Source organism: Proteus vulgaris, from assembly GCF_016647575.1.
In the GTDB taxonomy this organism is placed as follows: Bacteria; Pseudomonadota; Gammaproteobacteria; order Enterobacterales; family Enterobacteriaceae; genus Proteus; species Proteus mirabilis_B.
Window position 1 is genome coordinate 2912682 of record NZ_CP032663.1, and the last position, 20932, is coordinate 2933613.

16 protein-coding genes are annotated in these 20932 nt (G+C 39.6%); 4 read left to right on the plus strand and 12 right to left on the minus strand.

Annotated features, from left to right (window positions below; genetic code table 11):
* Positions 1 to 13 precede the first annotated feature (13 nt).
* Complete coding sequence (gene serA, locus D7029_RS13585) at positions 14 to 1264, minus strand: phosphoglycerate dehydrogenase (protein ID WP_088494954.1); 1251 nt, start codon at positions 1262 to 1264, stop codon at positions 14 to 16.
* A 272-nt stretch (positions 1265 to 1536) separates the two neighbouring features.
* Positions 1537 to 2193, minus strand: a complete 657-nt coding sequence (gene rpiA, locus D7029_RS13590; RefSeq protein ID WP_072069239.1) for a ribose-5-phosphate isomerase RpiA — start codon at positions 2191 to 2193, stop codon at positions 1537 to 1539.
* Between the two features lie 161 nt (positions 2194 to 2354).
* Here rpiA and D7029_RS13595 point away from each other — a divergent pair, with 161 nt between their 5' ends.
* Entirely contained in the window at positions 2355 to 3254 is a 900-nt protein-coding gene (locus D7029_RS13595) for a LysR family transcriptional regulator ArgP (RefSeq protein ID WP_088494952.1), read from the plus strand.
* Between the two features lie 72 nt (positions 3255 to 3326).
* On the opposite strand, the gene D7029_RS13600 is transcribed toward D7029_RS13595, so the two are convergent.
* The 10 genes from D7029_RS13600 to ampD all read right to left on the minus strand — a co-directional run bounded on the left by D7029_RS13600 (position 3327) and on the right by ampD (position 17769).
* Complete coding sequence (locus tag D7029_RS13600) at positions 3327 to 4061, minus strand: oxidative stress defense protein (RefSeq protein WP_098942211.1); 735 nt, start codon at positions 4059 to 4061, stop codon at positions 3327 to 3329.
* Between the two features lie 85 nt (positions 4062 to 4146).
* On the minus strand, positions 4147 to 4770 hold the full coding sequence (gene argO, locus D7029_RS13605; RefSeq protein WP_194950934.1) for an arginine exporter ArgO: 624 nt from the start codon (positions 4768 to 4770) through the stop codon (positions 4147 to 4149).
* Between the two features lie 474 nt (positions 4771 to 5244).
* A complete protein-coding gene (gene mscS / locus D7029_RS13610; RefSeq protein WP_194950935.1) occupies positions 5245 to 6105 on the minus strand; it encodes a small-conductance mechanosensitive channel MscS in 861 nt (286 codons plus the stop codon).
* A gap of 92 nt (positions 6106 to 6197) precedes the next feature.
* Positions 6198 to 6569, minus strand: a complete 372-nt coding sequence (locus D7029_RS13615) for a YacL family protein (protein ID WP_088494947.1) — start codon at positions 6567 to 6569, stop codon at positions 6198 to 6200.
* A gap of 137 nt (positions 6570 to 6706) precedes the next feature.
* Positions 6707 to 9304: a bifunctional aconitate hydratase 2/2-methylisocitrate dehydratase gene (gene acnB, locus D7029_RS13620; protein WP_194950936.1), complete on the minus strand. Its 2598-nt coding sequence runs from the start codon at positions 9302 to 9304 to the stop codon at positions 6707 to 6709.
* A gap of 490 nt (positions 9305 to 9794) precedes the next feature.
* The gene (gene lpdA / locus D7029_RS13625; protein ID WP_075670832.1) at positions 9795 to 11222 is read right to left on the minus strand and encodes a dihydrolipoyl dehydrogenase; all 1428 of its coding nucleotides are present in this window, start codon (positions 11220 to 11222) and stop codon (positions 9795 to 9797) included.
* A gap of 200 nt (positions 11223 to 11422) precedes the next feature.
* Positions 11423 to 13288 carry a pyruvate dehydrogenase complex dihydrolipoyllysine-residue acetyltransferase gene (gene aceF / locus D7029_RS13630; protein WP_194950937.1) on the minus strand — a complete coding sequence of 622 codons (1866 nt, stop codon included), beginning with the start codon at positions 13286 to 13288 and terminating at the stop codon, positions 11423 to 11425.
* Between the two features lie 12 nt (positions 13289 to 13300).
* Complete coding sequence (gene aceE / locus D7029_RS13635) at positions 13301 to 15967, minus strand: pyruvate dehydrogenase (acetyl-transferring), homodimeric type (protein WP_194950938.1); 2667 nt, start codon at positions 15965 to 15967, stop codon at positions 13301 to 13303.
* 163 nt (positions 15968 to 16130) lie between these two features.
* A complete protein-coding gene (pdhR, locus tag D7029_RS13640; protein ID WP_075670940.1) occupies positions 16131 to 16901 on the minus strand; it encodes a pyruvate dehydrogenase complex transcriptional repressor PdhR in 771 nt (256 codons plus the stop codon).
* Between the two features lie 325 nt (positions 16902 to 17226).
* On the minus strand, positions 17227 to 17769 hold the full coding sequence (ampD, locus tag D7029_RS13645) for a 1,6-anhydro-N-acetylmuramyl-L-alanine amidase AmpD (protein WP_194950939.1): 543 nt from the start codon (positions 17767 to 17769) through the stop codon (positions 17227 to 17229).
* A 211-nt stretch (positions 17770 to 17980) separates the two neighbouring features.
* Between ampD and ppdD the strand changes: the two genes are divergently transcribed.
* The 3 genes from ppdD (at position 17981) to D7029_RS13660 (ending at position 20835) form a co-directional block, all read left to right on the plus strand.
* The gene (gene ppdD / locus D7029_RS13650; RefSeq protein ID WP_194950940.1) at positions 17981 to 18424 is read left to right on the plus strand and encodes a prepilin peptidase-dependent pilin; all 444 of its coding nucleotides are present in this window, start codon (positions 17981 to 17983) and stop codon (positions 18422 to 18424) included.
* 114 nt (positions 18425 to 18538) lie between these two features.
* Entirely contained in the window at positions 18539 to 19639 is a 1101-nt protein-coding gene (locus tag D7029_RS13655) for an ATPase, T2SS/T4P/T4SS family (RefSeq protein ID WP_194950941.1), read from the plus strand.
* Positions 19636 to 20835 carry a type II secretion system F family protein gene (locus D7029_RS13660; protein ID WP_194950942.1) on the plus strand — a complete coding sequence of 400 codons (1200 nt, stop codon included), beginning with the start codon at positions 19636 to 19638 and terminating at the stop codon, positions 20833 to 20835. Before D7029_RS13655 ends, D7029_RS13660 begins: the two co-directional genes overlap by 4 nt.
* The last annotated feature ends 97 nt before the right edge of the window (positions 20836 to 20932 follow it).

Sequence of the window (20932 nt, forward strand, 5' to 3'; positions counted from 1 at the left end):
AATGTATCAATAATTAGTAAAGCATACGAGCACGGATTGTTCCCGGTAATGCTTTGATTTTTTGTAACACTAATTCAGCTTGAGCTTTCGTTTGTGTTGTAATATCAATCACAACATAACCTACGTTACCTGATGTACGTAAATACTGTGCAGCTACGTTGATGTTTTCTTCAGTAAACACTTTGTTGATACTGTTCATCATACCTGGGCGGTTTTCATGAATATGCAGTAAACGGTTTACATCATCACCGTGGCTTGGCAGTGATACTTCAGGGAAGTTAACAGCAGATAATGTAGAGCCGTTATCTGAATATTTCGCTAATTTACCCGCAACTTCATAACCGATGTTTTCTTGTGCTTCTTGAGTTGAACCACCGATATGCGGTGTTAATATCACATTGTCAAACTTGATAAGTTCAGAAACAAATGGATCGTTAGGATCGTTATTTGCACCCGGCTCTGTTGGGAATACGTCAACTGCTGCGCCTGATAAATGTTTAGATTCTAGCGCTTGTGATAACGCAGGAATATCAACCACAGTCCCACGAGAAGCATTGATAAGAATTGAGCCCGGTTTCATGCGCTGAATTTCTTCATGCCCAATCATATTTTTGGTTGATGGTGTTTCTGGCACATGTAAACTGACAATGTCACACATATTCAACAGTTCAGAGAGATGACGAATTTGTGTTGCATTACCTAATGGCAGTTTGTTTTCAATATCGTAAAAATAGACATCTAAACCCACGCTTTCTGCCAAAATACCTAACTGTGTACCAATGTGACCATAACCAATAATACCCAGTTTTTTACCACGTGCTTCAAAACAGCCTTTGGCTTGTTTATCCCAAACTCCACGATGCGCTTTCGCATTTGCTTCAGGAATACGACGCAGTAATAACAGTAATTCACCAAGCACCATCTCAGCCACGGAACGGGTGTTTGAGAAAGGAGCGTTAAATACAGGAATACCGCGACGAGCAGCGGCGTCTAAATCAACCTGATTAGTACCGATACAGAAGCATCCCACAGCAACTAATTTTTCAGCGGCTGCAAAAATTTCTTCTGTTAAGTGAGTGCGGGAACGAAGACCAACAAAACGTGCATCACGGATAGCTTCTTTTAATTCTTCGTCCGATAATGCGCCTTTGTGATATTCAATATTGGTATAACCCGCAGCTCTTAAATTTTCTACTGCACTTTGGTGCACACCTTCAAGGAGTAGAAACTTTATCTTTTCTTTTTCCAAAGATACTTTGACCATTTACCCTGCCCTATCGTTATTACATTTAATGAAAAACAAAATCCTGTCTCATCAACATAACAAAAATAGATTTTGTGGCAATACAACCGATTGCAGTGATGACAGAATAAGCGGTAAATAAAGTGATTTTCTACCGAGTAAAATGATTTTGACTTTGAAAATGGCAGGATTTTAAAGAGAGATATAACTATCGTGTGATATATATCACTGAATTTGCAGTTTCTAAAATAATTTAAAAAATAGGTAGCCATAGCTACCTATCTTAAAAAGAATTACTTAATGGTTTTCACACCTTCAGAAGTGCCCATTAAAACAACATTCGCGCCACGGTTAGCAAATAATCCTACAGTGACAACACCCGGAATACTGTTAATTTTGTTTTCCAGTTCAATAGGGTTAAGAATTGTTAAATTATGAACGTCTAAAATAACGTTACCGTTATCAGTTACCACATTTTCACGATATTCTGGTAAACCACCCAGTTTAACGAGTTCACGCGCAACATAAGAGCGCGCCATTGGAATAACTTCTACGGGTAGTGGAAATTTACCTAACACATCGACTTGTTTAGATTCATCAACGATACAGATAAATGTTTTCGCTACGCCCGCAATAATTTTTTCACGCGTTAATGCCGCACCACCACCTTTGATCATCTGCATTTGATGGTTAATTTCATCAGCACCATCAACATAGATATCTAAAGAATCGACTTCGTTGCAGTCGAAAACGGGAATGCCGTAACTCTTTAATTTTGCAGTTGATGCTTCTGAACTTGAAACTGTGCCTTCGATTTGACCTTTCATTGTTGCTAATGCATCAATAAAGTGAGAAGCCGTAGAGCCAGTACCGACACCAACAATCGTGCCTGGTTTTACATATTCAAGCGCTGCCCAACCTACTGCTTTTTTCAATTCATCCTGAGTCATTTAAAAAAACCTTATTTATCACGTTAATGGACTAAGAATAGCATATTGCATTCAAAACTAGCACGAGACACATCAAAAACTGAGAAGCAACATTTTAACTCATTGCAACGAAAAATATGGCATAGTAAGCAATAGAATATAAAATCGAAGAGAGTCTGTTAATGAAACGCCCTGATTATCGAGCATTACAAGCCCTTGATGCCGTCATTCGAGAGCGTGGCTTTGAACGAGCTGCGCAAAAATTATGTATTACACAATCTGCCGTTTCTCAGCGTATCAAACAGTTAGAAAATTTATTTGGACAACCGCTCTTAGTCAGAACTGTTCCACCTCAACCTACAGAGCAAGGGCAAAAATTATTAGCACTATTGCATCAAGTAGAATTACTTGAAGAGCAATGGTTAGGTGATGAAAATAGTGGTTCCACACCTCTTTTACTCTCTTTAGCGGTGAATGCGGACAGTTTAGCAACATGGTTATTGCCTGCGTTACATCCCGTATTAACGCAACTGCCTATTCGTCTCAATATTCAAGTTGAAGATGAAACTCGCACTCAAGAACGATTAAGACGAGGCGAAGTCGTTGGCGCAATCAGTATTCAGCCTCAAGCACTACCGAGTTGTCTTGTCGATCAATTAGGTGCTCTCGATTACCTATTTGTTGCTTCTCCTGACTTTGCTCAACGCTACTTTTCCAACGGTGTAACTAAATCTTCATTATTAAAAGCACCAGCAGTGGCATTTGACCATCTTGATGATATGCATCAGGCATTTTTACAACAAAATTTCGGTTTATCTCCGGGCAGTGTACCGTGCCATATCGTGAACTCCTCTGAAGCCTTTGTGCAATTAGCTAAACAAGGTTCAACTTGTTGTATGATCCCTCATCTGCAAATTGCTAATGAACTAAAAAGCGGAGAATTGGTTGATTTGACACCGGGACTTTGCCAGCGACGTATGCTCTATTGGCACCGATTTGCACCAGAAAGTAGAACCATGAGAAAAGTGACAGACGCACTCATTGATTTTGGTCGTAAAGTTTTAAAACAAGATGAAGAATAATACGTGGTTTCATCTTAATTAACTCAAAAAAATAGGCTTCATATTGAAGCCTATTTTTTCATCACTGCATGATTATTTAGTGCGTTTTAATTCAAAAACGACATCAACATAATCTTTAAACTCGATGCTTTGCTGTTCATAGGTTTCTTGCACAGCAGCAGGTGCTTGCGCTTTTAATGCCATTGAATCCATACGAACTTGCCCAATAGTATAAGGCGTGGCTTCTGGAGCGCGATAGCTCACGCTATAAACAGCACCCAAATCAGCACCAAAACCTTTAGCGACAGATGTTGCTTGATCAATGGCATTTTTAATCGCAACTTCACGTGCTTTTGACTTGTATTGCTCTGGATTATTTACGCCAAACTCAACGTTATTAATTTCATTTAAACCAGCCGCTAATGCACCATCAAGTAATGTATTAAGCTGCTCTAGTTTCTTAATTTTGACATTCACAGTACGTGTTGCGGTATAGCCATTAATCACTGAACGCTCTGCTTTTTTATCATACTCATAGTTTGGTTGAGTACGGATATTAGCCGCATCAATATCTTCTTTCACAACACCGTTTTCTTTTAAGAAAGCAAAATATTTTGCGACTCGTTCATCAGCTTGTTTCTTAGCAAGGGCGGCATCTTTCGCTCTTTCGCTAACCTGAATATATAATGTCGCCATATCAGGAGCGGCTTTAATTGTCGCATTACCCGATGTTGTAATATGTGGTCCTTCTGGCTCAGACGCCGCTAATGCAAATGAAGGTAATCCCAGCGTAAACACGGATGCTAATACAATTGCTTTTAATTTCACAAAAACCCCCGACATAATAAATTTTAAGACCATCTTTTTATGGCTAAGAAGAACCTTAGCATATCTGATGTAAAGTTCTTTAAGATTAAAAGAGAGTTTTCCATCCTTGCGCTGCTAATTGAACAGCAATAAACCACATTACACATCCTACAAACAGATTAATAATACGTTGAGAGCGTGCTTTACTTAATATTGGAGAAAACCAAGCTGCTAATAGTGATAACGCAAAAAACCAGCTTATAGAGGCAAATACCGCACCAAATGTAAACCAAGGACGCAGTTCTGATGTTAATTGTCCGCCAATGCTACCTATCACAACAAAGGTGTCTAAATAAACATGAGGGTTAAGCCAAGTCACGGCAACTAATGTCACAATCACTCGCCAACGACTTTTTACCTGATTTTCACTTTGTGATAATTCAATATCTTTTGAAAATGCAGTTTTAAATGCACTCCAGCCATACCATAGTAAGAACGCCACACCTCCCCAAGTGATCAATAATAAAAGTATTTCTGATTGGCTAAGCAAAGCACTTCCACCAAAGACACCTGCCGTAATTAAAATCACATCACTTAAAGCGCATAAAAACGCACTCATCAAGTGAAATTGTTTTTTACTTCCTTGCTGTAAAACAAAGGCGTTTTGTGCACCAATTGGCAAAATCATTGCTGCACTTAACAAAAACCCCTGAAAAAAAGTTGTAAACATGCAAAATACCTTAATAATTATTCGTTTAATATTAGATGAATAATAGAGGGATTTTGATATTAGAGGAAATGAATCATTCTTATTGATAATAAGAAAAACTAATGGCGATAAAATAGGAAAAATAAAATGTCAGTAGGATTAATAGGATGAAATAGCCATATTCATTAATAACATAAAAATAAAATTAGAACAGATAGTAACATGAGGTGTTACCACAATTAATGCGGTAATAAATAAGATAATACGTGTTCGCTTTTTCTCTGCTTTATGGGAATACCACAACAATAAAAGCGCCAAAGCAAATATAATATAACTATCAAAATAATGAAAAACGAAAAAGAAACTCCTTAAGATTATCTCCATCTTTAGTATCCAATCCCTTTCGTCATCTGTGTTATCTTATTATTTCTCCTGTCTTATCATACAAAAAAGCCACGTTATTAACGTGGCTCTATATCATTTATTCTTGTGAGACTATTCTGCTTTCGCTGTCGCACTTTGCGTTTGATGCATATAAACATCCATTTGTGGGAATGGAATACCGATATTATTCGCATCTAATGTGCGTTTAAAATCTTCCATCAAATCCCAATAAACAGGCCATGCATCACCATTCGTAGTCCAAACACGTACTACAAAGTTTAATGAAGACGGTGCCATTTCATGTAAACGGATAGTCACACCTTTATCATGTTGAATACGTTTGTCTTTAGCGACAACATCACCCAGCACTTGTTTCACTTTATCAATATCAGCATCATAAGCCACACCAACCATAATTTGTGTACGGCGATTAGGCTCACGCGTTAAGTTGATAACTTCGCTACTGATAATTTTGCTATTTGGAATAACGATAATTCTGTCATCAGCTGAACGTAATGTGGTTGAGAAAATCTGCACATCTCTCACTGTACCTTCAACAGAACCGATCATTACATATTCATTAGTACGGATCGGACGGAAAATAACAATCAGCACACCAGCAGCAAAGTTAGACAGCGAGCCTTGTAATGCTAAACCAACGGCTAAACCGGCGGCACCGAGTACGGCAATAACAGAAGCAGTTTGAACCCCTAATCGTCCTAATACCGCAATTAAGGTAAAAGCAACAACGGTATAACGAACAAGAACTGACAGAAATGTGACAACAGTGGCATCAATGTGGCGCAACGTTAAAACTCTTGCGACACCTTTACCAATCATTTTTGCCACAAAAAGACCAACAAACAGGATCAAAAATGCCGCAATAATATTCACAGCATATTGAATAAAGAGATCCTGATTTGCCACAAACCAACCTGTTGCTTCATCTAAACTAGCGGGTAATTCATTCATTAGACCACCTTTTAAACTTAAAAACGTAATGAAAAGAATAGTAATTCAATAGTATATTGTGGCAGATTTATTCCAAAAATATATAGGAATTGTTAATTTCCTCTATTTTCCAGAATAAATAACCGATATTTTTGTAGCATGGTAGCAAAATCATCTAAACCACAGAAAGAGATGCTTTCGTTATCGTAATAGCTCATCCCCTCTTCCATTTCATCTGTTTCAAAATGCAAGGTATTGGCTCTTATCATTACTTCTTCGTCATCAATAGAAAGACTGTATTCTTTACCGATAAGTTCCCACTGTCTTTCACTACCTTTAATACCTTCCATTTCTTCAAGAATTTGATCGATAAGACTAATGTCGCCCTGAATTTCATCATTCAGCCAATAGCCTATTGCTTCATGATCCATCGAAAAACGGGCTAGTATACCGCCAGTGAGATCTCGCTGAAATTCATAATCCATGGTGTACGCCCCTTATAAAGCTCTCGCTTTTTTAATAAAAAAATATCTTATTCTTATTATGACAAAAATAACAAAAAACGGGAGGCATTTGCCTCCCGTTTGTTCATATTAAATACTTTAAAGCAATAAATTAACCGTTATACCGTTGTTTGGAAAATAACTTGGTCTGCTTTATCGGTATACTGCTCTAGTTGGTCAAAGTTTAGATAGCGATAAGTATCTTCTGCTGTTTCATCCACTTTATTCATGAAATCCAGATACTCTTGTGGCTCTGGTAAACGACCTAGTAATGAAGCAACCGCTGCAAGCTCCGCAGAGGCAAGATATACATTAGCACCTGTACCTAAGCGGTTAGGGAAGTTACGTGTTGAGGTTGAAACAACAGTTGCACCATCAGCAACACGCGCTTGGTTACCCATACATAGTGAACAACCCGGTACTTCGATACGTGCTCCACTCTTACCAAAGACGCTATAATAGCCCTCTTCCGTTAATTGAGCAGCATCCATTTTTGTTGGTGGAGCAACCCATAAACGTGTTGGTAATTGACCTTTGTGTTGATCAAGCAGTTTACCAGCAGCACGGAAGTGACCAATATTGGTCATGCAAGAGCCAATGAACACTTCATCAATTTTGCTGTTTGCCACTTCAGATAATAGGCGAGCATCATCTGGATCGTTAGGCGCACATAGAATTGGCTCTTTGATCTCATTTAAATCAATTTCGATCACAGCTGCATATTCTGCGTCTGCATCAGCTTCAAGTAATTGCGGATCTTTCAACCAGTTTTCCATTGAAGTAATACGACGTTCAATGGTACGACGATCGCCATAACCTTCAGCAATCATCCATTTCAGTAAGATGATATTAGATTGCAAGTACTCAATAATAGGCGCTTTATCCAGTTTAATGGTACAACCCGCCGCTGAACGTTCTGCTGATGCATCAGCAAGTTCAAATGCTTGTTCTACTTTCAGTTCTGGTAAGCCTTCAATCTCAAGAATACGACCAGAGAAAATATTCTTCTTACCTTTTTTCTCAACTGTCAGTAAACCGTCTTGAATTGCGTAATAAGGAATAGCATGAACTAAATCACGCAGTGTCACACCCGGTTGCATTTCGCCTTTAAAACGTACCAGAACAGATTCTGGCATATCTAATGGCATAACCCCTGTTGCCGCAGCAAAAGCCACTAGGCCAGAGCCTGCTGGGAATGAGATACCAATAGGGAAGCGAGTATGCGAGTCACCACCTGTACCGACAGTATCAGGTAATAACATACGGTTTAACCATGAGTGGATAATGCCATCGCCCGGACGCAGTGAAACACCACCACGGTTCATAATAAAGTCAGGTAAGGTGTGATGCGTTGTAACGTCTACCGGTTTTGGATAAGCCGCGGTATGACAAAATGATTGCATCACTAAATCAGCAGAGAAACCAAGGCACGCCAAGTCTTTTAGCTCATCACGAGTCATTGGGCCTGTTGTATCTTGTGAACCCACTGAGGTCATTTTTGGCTCGCAATATTCGCCCGGGCGAATACCAGTACGACCACAAGCGCGACCAACCATTTTCTGAGCCAATGAGAAACCACGATTGCTTTCTGCAACAGGTTTAGCATGACGGAACAGTGTGCTAGCTGGTAAACCCAGTGATTCACGCGCTTTTGATGTTAACCCACGACCGATGATCAATGGAATACGACCACCAGCACGAACTTCATCAATTAATACTTCGGTTTTCAGCTCAAAGGTTTCCAGTAACTCATTCGTTTCATGGTTACGAATTTCACCTTTGTACGGGTAAATATCAATGACATCACCCATATTTAATTTAGAAACATCAACTTCGATAGGGAGTGCGCCTGCATCTTCCATAGTATTAAAGAAGATAGGTGCGATTTTGCCACCAAGAACAACACCACCACCGCGTTTATTAGGAACGAAAGGAATATCGTCTCCCATAAACCAAAGTACAGAGTTAGTTGCTGATTTACGTGATGAGCCAGTACCTACAACGTCACCGACATAAGCCAGTGGGAAGCCTTTTTTATTTAACGCTTCGATTTGTTTGATAGGACCTACGCTACCCGGTTGATCTGGTTCAATGCCTTCGCGCGCATTTTTCAGCATTGCTAAAGCATGTAATGGGATATCAGGACGAGACCAAGCATCAGGTGCTGGAGATAAGTCATCGGTATTAGTTTCACCAGTGACTTTAAATACGGTAACAGTAATTTTTTCTGCTAATGCAGGACGTTCAGTAAACCACTGTGCATCAACCCAAGATTGCATGATTTGCTTAGCATAGACGTTACCTGCTTTCGCTTTTTCTTCAACATCATAGAAGTTATCAAACATCAGTAATGTATGAGAAAGCGCTTTAGCTGCAATTGGAGCTAATTTATCGTTGTCCAGAGCGTCAATTAAAGCATGGATATTATAGCCACCTTGCATGGTGCCTAATAATTCAACTGCTTTTTCTGGAGTAATAAGAGGTGATGTGGTTTCGCCTTTCGCGAGGGCAGTTAAAAAACCCGCCTTAACATAGGCAGCTTCATCAACTCCGGGTGGAACGCGGTTAACAATTAAATCAAGAAGAAATTCTTCTTCACCTTTAGGGGGATTTTTTAATAGCTCAACAAGTGCGGCTGTTTGTGTGGCATCGAGAGGTTTTGGAACGACACCTTCAGCTGCACGCTCTGCTACGTGCTTACGGTATTCTTCTAGCACGACTGTCTCCTCGCTTCTTTGTCATTTTGTATAACCCGGCTGTCTGCACCCTGTCTGTTGAAGGATGCCAGGTCAGAGGATCTTTTGCTCGCATAAAACATAAGAGGTTGTAAAATTATGCCCAGCTAAGGGCTATCAGCATAGCAAATCTTCAACACGATGTTAATTCGTTCACATAAAAGTAACATTAATCAGATTCAAATATCCACTTATTCAGATTAAAACACTTAAACAAAATATATAACAGGGACTTTTAACCAAGATTTTGGTTAATAACCACACTTTTTATAGTTTTTTTCATCCCCAAATTAGTACTAAAGCCAAATTCACGGTTAAATAAACGACAAAAATGCCTAATCGCCAATATTCCCCTTAGTTAAGCAACGCTAGCCTCAACAAAAAGACATAAAAAAAGAGCCAAGTTCTATAAAGAACTTAGCCCTTATCATTTAAACTACTTCAGTAAACTGTTTTTCAGTAAACGAGTCGCTTATTTTTTCTTTTTCGCTTTTGGATTTGGCAGGTCAGTGATACTACCTTCAAATACTTCCGCAGCCATACCGATTGATTCGTATAACGTTGGGTGAGCGTGGATAGTTAATGCGATATCTTCAGCATCACAACCCATTTCGATTGCCAGACCGATTTCACCTAACAGTTCACCACCATTAGAACCAACAATTGCACCACCGATAACACGGTTAGTTTCTTTGTCGAAAATCAGTTTAGTCATACCATCTGCACAATCTGATGCGATTGCACGACCTGATGCTGCCCAAGGGAAAGAAGCCACTTCATAGCTAACGCCTTTCTCTTTCGCTTCTTTTTCAGTCATACCAACCCATGCAACTTCGGGTTCAGTATAAGCGATTGATGGAATAACTTTAGGATCGAAGTAATGTTTCTTACCAGAGATAACTTCTGCTGCAACGTGACCTTCGTGGACACCTTTGTGAGCCAGCATTGGTTGACCAACGATGTCACCGATAGCAAAGATGTGAGGTACATTAGTACGCATTTGTTTATCAACATGGATAAAGCCACGATCATCAACTTCGATACCTGCTTTACCTGCGTCTAACAATTTACCGTTAGGTACACGACCGATAGCAACTAATACTGCATCGTAACGCTGTGGTTCTGCTGGGGCTTTTTTGCCTTCCATTGTTACGTAGATGCCATCTTCTTTTGCTTCAACCGCAGTTACTTTGGTTTCTAGCATCAGGTTAAATTTCTTGCTGATACGTTTGGTAAATACTTTAACCACGTCTTTATCAGCAGCAGGAATAACCTGATCAAACATTTCAACTACGTCAATCTGAGAACCCAGAGAGTGATAAACCGTACCCATTTCCAGACCGATGATACCGCCACCCATAACCAGTAAACGCTCTGGTACAGTTTTCAGTTGCAGTGCATCTGTTGAATCCCATACACGTGGGTCTTCATGTGGAATGAATGGTAATTCGATTGGACGTGAGCCGGCAGCAACGATTGCATTATCAAAAGTGATGGTAGTTGTACCTTCAGCACCTTCAACAGACAATGTGTGAGAACCAGTGAATCGTGCTTCGCCATTAACGACAGTCACTTTACGGCCTTTAGCCATACCAGCTAAGCCACCAGTTAACTGAGAAATAACTTTATCTTTCCAGATGCGAATTTTGTCGATATCTGTTTTTGGTGCGTCAAATACAACACCGTGTTCAGATAATGCTTTCGCTTCTTCGATAACTTTAGCAACGTGGAGTAACGCTTTAGAAGGGATACAACCCACGTTCAGACAAACACCACCTAAAGTAGAGTGACGTTCCACTAAAACTGTTTCTAAACCTAAGTCAGCGCAACGGAACGCCGCGGAATAACCCGCAGGGCCTGCACCGAGAACCACTACCTGTGCTTTAATTTCAGTACTCATCGTGACCTCATTATTTATTTGTCCGGCGAGTCAGACGATAATCCATATTTAACACCGAGACTTACATACCGCATGCAGTTTACAGAAATGTTAATAAACTGAAAAGCGCTCTAACATGACGGATCTCACAACCTAAGATGTATGACTGTAAAATCCATCACTGTAATCAGAGAAACCGGCGCTAAGCACCGGTTTTAAAATTACATTACCAAACGACGTAAATCACTCATGTACTGATTAATCAGAGTGATGAATCGAGCACCGTCAGCACCATCGATCACACGGTGATCGAAAGATAATGACATTGGTAAAATCAAGCGTGGTACGAATTCTTTGCCGTTCCATACTGGTTTCATAGAAGAACGGGAAAGTCCCATAATCGCAACTTCTGGTGCGTTAACGATTGGTGCAAAACCGGTAGTACCGATACCACCAAGGCTAGAAATAGTGAAACATCCGCCTTGCATATCTGCTGCTGTCAGTTTACCTGCACGCGCTTTCTTAGAAACTTCAGCTAACTCATAAGACAGTTCGATAATGCCTTTTTTGTTAACATCTTTGAAAACAGGAACAACAAGACCGTTCGGTGTATCTACAGCAATACCGATATTGATGTATTTTTTCAGGATCAGTTTCTGTCCATCTTCAGAGATAGAGCTGTTAAAGCGTGGCATATCTGCCAGTGCTTTCGCTGCAGCTTTCATTACGAAGACTAACGGAGTGATCTTAACATCCAGTTTTTTCTTCTCTGCTTCTTTATTTTGCTGTTTACGGAATTCTTCAACCTCAGTGATATCTGCTTCATCGAACAGATTTACGTGAGGGATCATCACCCAGTTACGGCTTAAGTTAGCACCAGAGATTTTCTGGATACGGCTTAATTCAACTTCTTCAATTTCACCAAACTTGCTGAAGTCAACTTTCGGCCAAGGTAACATGCCTGGTAATCCGCCAGCTGCATTTGCCGGCGCTGATTCAGCACGTTTAATTAACTCTTTCACGTAAGATTGAACGTCTTCACGTAAGATACGACCTTTACGACCAGTACCTTTTACTTTCGCTAAATTCACACCGAATTCGCGCGCTAAGCGACGAATAACAGGTGTTGCATGAACGTAAGCGTCATTTTCAACAAATTCTTCTTTCGCTGCTGGCGCAGTCGCTTGTGCTTTAGCGGGTGCTGCTGGTGCAGAACTTGCTGGCGCTGGCGCGGCTGCCGCTGGTGCTTGAGCAACAGGTGCTGCACCGGCAACTTCGAAAGTCATGATCAGTGAGCCAGTTTTCACTTTGTCGCCCACTGCAATTTTGATCTCTTTAACCACACCTGCAAATGGTGCTGGAACTTCCATTGAAGCTTTGTCACCTTCGACAGTGATCAGTGATTGTTCTTCAGAGATGGAATCACCTACTTTTACCATCACTTCAGTAACTTCAACTTCGTCACCGCCGATATCTGGAACATTCACTTCTTTCACAGCTGATGCTGCTGGTGCAGATGCCGCTGGAGCTGGAGCTGCTTGAGCAACAGGTGCACTACCTGCAACTTCAAATACCATGATAAGAGAGCCTGTGCTCACTTTATCACCTGTTGCAATTTTAATTTCTTTCACTACGCCAGCAAATGGTGCTGGAACTTCCATTGAAGCTTTATCGCCTTCAACAGTAATCAGTGATTGTTCTTCAGCAACGCTATCGCCCACTTTTACCATTACTTCAGTAACTTCAACTTCGTCACCGCCGATATCTGGAACGTGAACTTCTTTCAGTGCAGCTGTTGCAGGCGCTGCTGCTGGTGCAGGTGCTGCGGCTTGAGCTGGTGCTGCTTGCGCGGCACCTTCTGCTTCAAAAATCATGATAAGAGAGCCTGTTTGGACTTTGTCGCCCACGGCAATTTTAATCTCTTTAACTACACCCGCTTGTGGTGATGGGACTTCCATAGAAGCTTTGTCGCCTTCTACAGTGATTAAGGATTGTTCTTCCTCAATACGGTCGCCCACTTTCACCATCACTTCGGTGACTTCAACTTCATCAGCACCGATATCTGGGACTTTAATTTCAATAGACATTCACTTTACCTCTTACGCCAGACGTGGGTTTACTTTTTCAGGGTTGATGTTGTATTTTTTGATTGCTTCTTCAACAACCTTCACATCAATCTCACCACGTTTAGCTAATTCACCTAATGCAGCAACAATCACATAAGAAGTATCAACTTCGAAGTGGTGACGCAGGTTTTCACGGCTATCAGAACGACCGAAACCATCTGTACCTAATACGCGGTAATCATCTGCTGGTACATAAGTACGAACTTGTTCAGCGAACAGTTTCATGTAGTCAGTAGAGGCAACAGCTGGCGCATCATTCATAATTTGAGCGATGTAAGGTACACGCGGTGCTTCAGATGGGTGTAGCATGTTCCAACGTTCACAATCTTGACCATCACGAGCCAGTTCAGTGAATGAAGTTACGCTATAAACATCAGAACCAATACCGTATTCAGCAGACAGGATTTGTGCTGCTTCACGAACGTGACGCAGAATAGAACCTGAACCCAGTAACTGAACTTTACCTTTCTCGCCTTCCAGTGATTCCAGTTTGTAGATACCTTTACGGATACCTTCTTCAACACCGGCTGGCATTGCTGGCATATGGTAGTTTTCGTTCAGTGTAGTGATGTAGTAATAAACGTTTTCTTGTTTATCACCATACATACGCTCTAAACCGTCTTGCATGATTACAGCAACTTCATAAGCGAATGCTGGATCATAAGAGATACAGTTAGGAATAGTCAGCGATTGAATATGGCTATGACCATCTTCGTGCTGTAAACCTTCACCGTTAAGTGTTGTACGACCTGAAGTACCACCGACTAAGAAACCACGAGCTTGTTGGTCGCCCGCAGCCCAGCATAAGTCGCCAATACGTTGGAAACCAAACATTGAGTAGTAGATATAGAATGGGATCATTGGCAGATTGTTAGTGCTGTAAGATGTTGCAGCCGCTAACCAAGATGCGCCAGCACCCAGTTCGTTGATACCTTCTTGCAGAATTTGACCTTTAACGTCTTCTTTATAGTAAGCAACTTGCTCACGGTCTTGAGGCGTATATTGTTGGCCATTCGGGCTATAGATACCGATTTGACGGAACAGACCTTCCATACCGAAAGTACGTGCTTCGTCCGCAATAATTGGAACTAAACGATCTTTGATAGATTTGTTTTTCAACATTACGTTCAGAGCACGAACGAATGCGATAGTTGTTGAAATCTCTTTAGATTGTTCTTCCAGTAATTGGCTGAAATCTTCCAGTGCTGGGATATCCAGTTTTTCTTCAAAACGTGGACGACGAGCTGGTAGGTAACCACCTAAATCCTGACGACGTGCGTGCAGATATTTGTATTCTTCTGAGTCTTTATCAAAAGTAATATAAGGCAGGTCTTTGATTTGCTCATCAGCAACAGGAATACTGAAACGATCACGGAAATGGTGAACGCCATCCATGTTCATTTTCTTAACTTGGTGAGCAATGTTTTTACCTTCTGCCGTTTCACCCATACCATAACCTTTGATGGTTTGAGCTAAAATAACAGTTGGTTGGTTTTGAGTGTCTTTTGCTTTTTGGAATGCAGCAAAGACTTTCTTCGGATCGTGACCACCACGGTTTAATGCCCAGATTTCATCATCAGTCATATCTTTAACTAATGCAGCTGTTTCTGGGTAACGATTGAAGAAGTGCTCACGAACATAAGCGCCGTCACGAGATTTAAATGTCTGGTAGTCACCATCCAGAGTTTCATTCATTAATTGAATGAGTTTACCTGAAGTGTCTTTACGCAGAAGCTCATCCCAACGATCGCCCCACATTACTTTGATAACGTTCCAGCCAGCACCCGCGAAGATACCTTCTAATTCGTTAACAATTTTGCCGTTACCTGTAACTGGGCCATCAAGACGCTGTAAGTTACAGTTAATCACGAAGCACAGGTTGTCTAATTTTTCGCGAACTGCGATGGTGATAGCACCTTTAGATTCTGGCTCGTCCATCTCGCCATCGCCTAAGAACGCATAAACAGTTTGTTTAGTCGTATCTTTTAAGCCACGGTGATTCAAATATTTCAGGAATTTAGCTTGGTAAATTGCAGATAGAGGTCCCAGCCCCATAGAAACTGTTGGGAACTGCCAGAATTCAGGCATTAATTTAGGGTGCGGATAAGAAGATAAACCTTTACCACCAATCTCTTGACGGAAGTTGTTTAATTGATCTTCTGTTAAACGACCTTCTAAGAATGCACGAGCGTAGATACCTGGGGAGATATGACCTTGGAAGTAAACCAAGTCACCGCCATCAGTTTCATTTTGCGCGCGGAAGAAGTGGTTAAAGCACACTTCATATAAAGTTGCAGAAGATTGGAATGACGCCATGTGTCCGCCGAGTTCCAAATCTTTTTTGGATGCACGCAGAACCATCATTACTGCGTTCCAGCGAATAGCAGAACGAATACGACGCTCTAATTCCAGATTGCCAGGGTAAGCGGGTTCATCTTCAGCAGGAATGGTATTGATATAATCACTGTGTACAGAACCGCCTAAAGCGATATTAAGACCACCATTACGGGCTTGTTTTAATACCTGATCAATCAGGAACTGTGCACGCTCAACACCTTCTTCACGGATGACCGAGTCGATCGCTTGTAACCAGTCGCGAGTTTCGATCGGATCCACGTCATTTTTCAGCATATCTGACATGGTGTATTCCTTATCTGTTATCTGTTTTTAATGGTTATGGGAGCCTATCTTCCCGTTATACCCATCTGATATGACGGGAAGATAGGCCCTGCTGTTATTACCGCTTCCCCTGAAAATCACAGGGCGATAGGTAGTACAGATTCAGCGGTCAGGATCTGTGCTACTAAAATAAATCAGGATGTTGTTGTAGCCGGCGCAGAGAGCGCTCACGGCGAGTATGTTCACGACTCATATCCAACAAAACATCTTCAATAAAGGCCAAATGGCGATGTGATGCTTCACGCGCAGCTTCTGGCTCTCTATTAATAATAGCCTGATAAATCTGACTACGATGCTCACTTACTGCTGTTAACATCTCTTTACGAGTGTAAAGAAACTCAAAATTCTGGCGGATATTTTGCTCAAGCATTGGCACCATGCATCTTAATAGATGCAATAAAACGACATTATGAGCAGCTTCCGTGACAATTAATTGATATTGCAATACAGCTTCAGACTCAGCGGCTAAATCACCCTTTTCATGGGCTTTCAAAATGCAATCATGGCTAGCTTTGATACGATCAAGATCTTCATCAGTGCCACGTAATGCAGCGTAATATGCAGCAATACCTTCAAGTGCATGACGAGTTTCTAAAAGATCAAATTGAGATTCGGGGTGCCCGCTAAGCAGTTGAGCTAAAGGATCACTAAAACTTTGCCAGAGATTGTGCTGAACAAAAGTGCCACCGCCTTGGCGACGGAGTAAAAAGCCTTTAGCTTCTAATTTTTGGATAGCTTCACGCAATGAAGGGCGAGATACATCAAATTGCTTCGCCAGCTCACGCTCAGGTAAGAGTTTTTCTCCTGGGCGCAGAGTACCTTCTAAAATCAGATGCTCAAGCTGTTGCTCAATAACATCAGAAAGCTTAGGTTGGCGGATTTTTGTATAAGCCATATTGCTGGAAGCCATTATTGGATAACTATTACCTTAGTGATTGAGTTGTCAATTGGTAATACCAATTTAATATAACGGATAATAAAGTAACAAAGTATTCACTAACTGTCCATACAGTTGTTGAGCGAAATCATAAAAACCTGCAAATTTTAACAAATTATTTTAAAAATTCATCAAAAGTGATAACTAGATCGCATTATCTAGAAACGTTAAAAATAAATTTTTTAACGTTTTTTAAACACATAAACAGTCAAACTGAAGCGTGACAGCAATATTATTTTGAATTTAAATTCATATTTAATATCTTTAAATTCATTTAAGGTGGTTATTTTGTTAACAAACTGCGGTAATAAGCCCAATCAAAGTGAGGCCCCGGATCGGTCTTTCTATTTGGTGCAACATCACTATGCCCGGTAATGTTCTCTTTAATGGAGGGATAAAGAGCAATAAGCGATTGAGTTATCTTCACTAATTGTTGATATTGTTGCTGGGTAAAATCGCACTCATCAGTACCTTCAAGCTCAATACCGATTGAGAAATCATTGCATTTTTCTCTGCCTTTATATAAAGAAACGCCAGCATGCCACGCTCTTTCAGTAAAAGGCACATATTGCACAATTTCTCCATCACGGCGAATAAGACAATGAGCAGATACTCTTAAGTTAACAATCTCACTAAAAAAAGGATGATCTCGCTCTGATAATGTATTGGTAAAAAGCTGGTCAATATAAGGCCCACCAAATTGCCCTGGAGGCAAACTGATATTATGAACAATTAATAAAGAAGGAAGCTCACCTTCAGGCCTCTTATCATGATTAGGTGAAGGAACCTGTCTAGCATCGATTAGCCAACCTTGTTTAATTTCCACATCAACCCTCTTTTATTTTGTTTTAGCCATTATCAATAACTTTATTAACTCATACTCATCAATAAATGCGAACTTTCCCTCAATAATAAAGGTTAAATATGTATATCTCCTTTTTCTTTTCGATATTTTACTCAAACTTTATTTTATCTATTCGCCAATAAAGTCCTTTTTTTTCATAATTCTAGTGTCTATTACTCAAGGAGGACGCTAGATGAATGTACTTAATTATCACTCTAATGAAAATGGTTTTACCCTAATGGAGCTTATGATTGTGATTGCTATCATCTCAATTTTAAGCTCAGTTGCTATTCCCGCCTATCAAGGTTATATCCAAAAAGCCGCATTAACTGATGTCTTACAAACACTGTCACCTTATCGTTCTGGGGTAGAATTATGTCGTTATGAAAACGAACCTCAACACTGTAATTCTGACTCCTCTTTTATACCGCAACAATTTCGTAGTCGATATTTATCCGATATAAATGTGTTACACAGTGTGATTAATGCAACGGGGAAAGCACAACTTGATGGTCTGACAATCACAATGTCGTTAGAGAACGGAATTAACGACCTTGTTCCAGTATGGAAAACACAATGTTCTACAACAAATCTTGCGTTACAAAAACAGTGCAGTGAGATTTTAAAATCATATTAGTGCTTTTAAATATAAAGGAGCACTCATCTTGAGTGTTCCTATTACGCACTTTAAACATTGAAGACAACATTAAATACAACATAGATAAATCAAAAAGTAATAAAGAGATGAAGAATGGATATCGCACACTCTGCAACAGAATTTATTGAGTATCTATTACGTGAAAGTATTTTAAAACGTGTTTCTGATTTACATATAGAGCCACAACAAATCAGTGTAAGAATTCGAGCCAGAATAGATAACCATTTATATCAATTTTCCTCACCTCCAGATGAATTCTCTGAAGAAATAGTGACTCGCTTAAAGGTACTCGCTAACTTAAATATTGCAGAGAAGCGATTACCTCAAGATGGGCAGTTTAATTGGTCTTATCATGAAAAAAACTATTCAATACGAATTGCGACACTTCCCACGCTATATGGTGAAAAAGTGGTTTTACGGCTTATCAATAATTTACAACAACCAGAATTAAATCATTTGGGCTTTCAGCCCTCACATTTAACGTTATTAAAGAAATATTTAAATTTGCCACAAGGAATGATTTTAGTTACAGGGCCTACGGGAAGTGGAAAAACGCTCACATTATATAGTTGTTTACGTTATTTAAATAAAGAAAACCTAAATGTAAATAGTGTTGAAGATCCCGTTGAATTACCTTTAAAGGGTATTAATCAAATTCAAATTTCCGAAAAATCAGGTATCTCATTCACAACAATATTACGGGCATTACTACGCCAAGATCCTGACATTATTATGGTAGGTGAAATACGTGATCAATCTACCGCTGAAATGGCAATAAAAGCAGCACAAACAGGGCACCTTGTATTATCAACCTTACACACTAATTCGGCTTCATCTACATTAATGCGTCTATATAACTTAGGAATTGAAAAAGATCTTATTCATTCCTGTGTTAGCTTAATTATTTCACAACGACTAGTTCGTTGTTTATGTCCACACTGCAAAATATGCCTACCCAATAAACAGCATATAAATATAAATAAAGAAATGGTCGAATTACCAAACTGGCAAGCGGTTGGTTGCCAGCAATGCTGTTCAGGCTATAACGGAAGAACGGCTATCTATGACTGCTTTGAGCCTTCAAAGCAAACACCTTCATCCCCTTATCATTTACTCTATTCTGGCTTTTCATTAATTAAACAAGGAATAACAACACTCGAGGAGGTTTATCAAACACTAGGAGATATTGAATGAGATTACAGCTAATTTATCGTTATGATGCATTAACTTATCAAGGAGAATGGTGTACTGGAAAAATACTTGCATCCTCGAATAACGAGGCTTTTATTAAACTAACACAACAACAAAAGCTCCCCATAAAAATACGCTTATTCAAAATTGTTTTATTTCAAGATACTGATAAGCAATATCGAATTCAATTATTCGAACAATTAGCTCTATTACTTCATTCAGGTTTAGCGCTTCTTCCTGCATTAACACTATTAAAAGACGAATGTCGTTACTCACATTGGCAATGCGTATTAGAAGATATCATTTTCAACTTAATGCAAGGAGGTTCTCTTTCTAAACAATTAACTCGCTACCCACTTTATTTTCCAATCTCATTGAGTCGTTTTATTTTTATTGGTGAAGAAAGTGGAAAGTTAGATGAAGTTATTACGCTTCAAATAATACAATTAAAGAAACATCGAGAGATTGTTAAAAAAATCAAAAAAGCCTTTAAATATCCAACCTTTTTACTCACTGTATTAACTTTTATTACCAGTATTATGTTGCTCTATGTTTTGCCTGAATACCAATCTTTATACAGTGCCTTTAATACAGAACTTCCTATTTTAACACTCAGCCTAATTACTTTTTCGCAATGGCTTACTGATTATATCAGTATGATAGTGTTTATCTTTATAGGACTAATCGTTGCTTATCGCGTAATTCGACACTCTTTTTCACTATTGTATTTTGTTGAACAATCCATTTTTCTTCATATTCCTTATTTAGGTAAGCTTTTAAAGTATCAGCAATTACACCTTATTTTTCAGATAATAAGTATTACACAACAAGCCGGATTACCTTTATTACAAGGTTTAAAAATAGGAGTAGAACAACTTACACACCCTATTTATAAGCAAGTGCTTTCTCAAATGAGCGATCACATTATGCAAGGTAAATCATTGAGCTTATTTATGAAAAATGAACCTCTTTTTACGCCTATCTGTTATCAGTTTATCATTTGTGCAGAAAACTCGGGGCAGTTGCTCTACTTTTGCCAGCAATTAAGTGATTGGTTTTATCATCAACTCGATGAGCAATTAAATACCATTAGTGCTTGGTTAGAGCCAATACTGATGACGGTCATTGCATTGATTATTGGCACATTAATCATTGCTATGTATCTTCCTATATTACAGTTAGGTGATACTATACAGTGAATCACAAATTTTATGAGTAACATGCTGTTACTATGTATTGCACTAACTTATTGATTGATGGTAATTCTATTACACATTATGAGGTAGGATGTCAGGG

Excerpts from the sequence above, each read along its gene's own strand:
- serA (WP_088494954.1), bottom strand. The coding sequence starts at position 1,264 with ATGGTCAAAGTATCTTTGGAAAAAGAAAAGATAAAGTTTCTACTCCTT.
- rpiA (WP_072069239.1), bottom strand. The coding sequence starts at position 2,193 with ATGACTCAGGATGAATTGAAAAAAGCAGTAGGTTGGGCAGCGCTTGAA.
- D7029_RS13595 (WP_088494952.1), top strand. The coding sequence starts at position 2,355 with ATGAAACGCCCTGATTATCGAGCATTACAAGCCCTTGATGCCGTCATT.
- argO (WP_194950934.1), bottom strand. The coding sequence starts at position 4,770 with ATGTTTACAACTTTTTTTCAGGGGTTTTTGTTAAGTGCAGCAATGATT.
- mscS (WP_194950935.1), bottom strand. The coding sequence starts at position 6,105 with ATGAATGAATTACCCGCTAGTTTAGATGAAGCAACAGGTTGGTTTGTG.
- D7029_RS13615 (WP_088494947.1), bottom strand. The coding sequence starts at position 6,569 with ATGGATTATGAATTTCAGCGAGATCTCACTGGCGGTATACTAGCCCGT.
- lpdA (WP_075670832.1), bottom strand. The coding sequence starts at position 11,222 with ATGAGTACTGAAATTAAAGCACAGGTAGTGGTTCTCGGTGCAGGCCCT.
- aceF (WP_194950937.1), bottom strand. The coding sequence starts at position 13,288 with ATGTCTATTGAAATTAAAGTCCCAGATATCGGTGCTGATGAAGTTGAA.
- aceE (WP_194950938.1), bottom strand. The coding sequence starts at position 15,967 with ATGTCAGATATGCTGAAAAATGACGTGGATCCGATCGAAACTCGCGAC.
- pdhR (WP_075670940.1), bottom strand. The coding sequence starts at position 16,901 with ATGGCTTATACAAAAATCCGCCAACCTAAGCTTTCTGATGTTATTGAG.
- ppdD (WP_194950940.1), top strand. The coding sequence starts at position 17,981 with ATGAATGTACTTAATTATCACTCTAATGAAAATGGTTTTACCCTAATG.
- D7029_RS13655 (WP_194950941.1), top strand. The coding sequence starts at position 18,539 with ATGGATATCGCACACTCTGCAACAGAATTTATTGAGTATCTATTACGT.
- D7029_RS13660 (WP_194950942.1), top strand. The coding sequence starts at position 19,636 with ATGAGATTACAGCTAATTTATCGTTATGATGCATTAACTTATCAAGGA.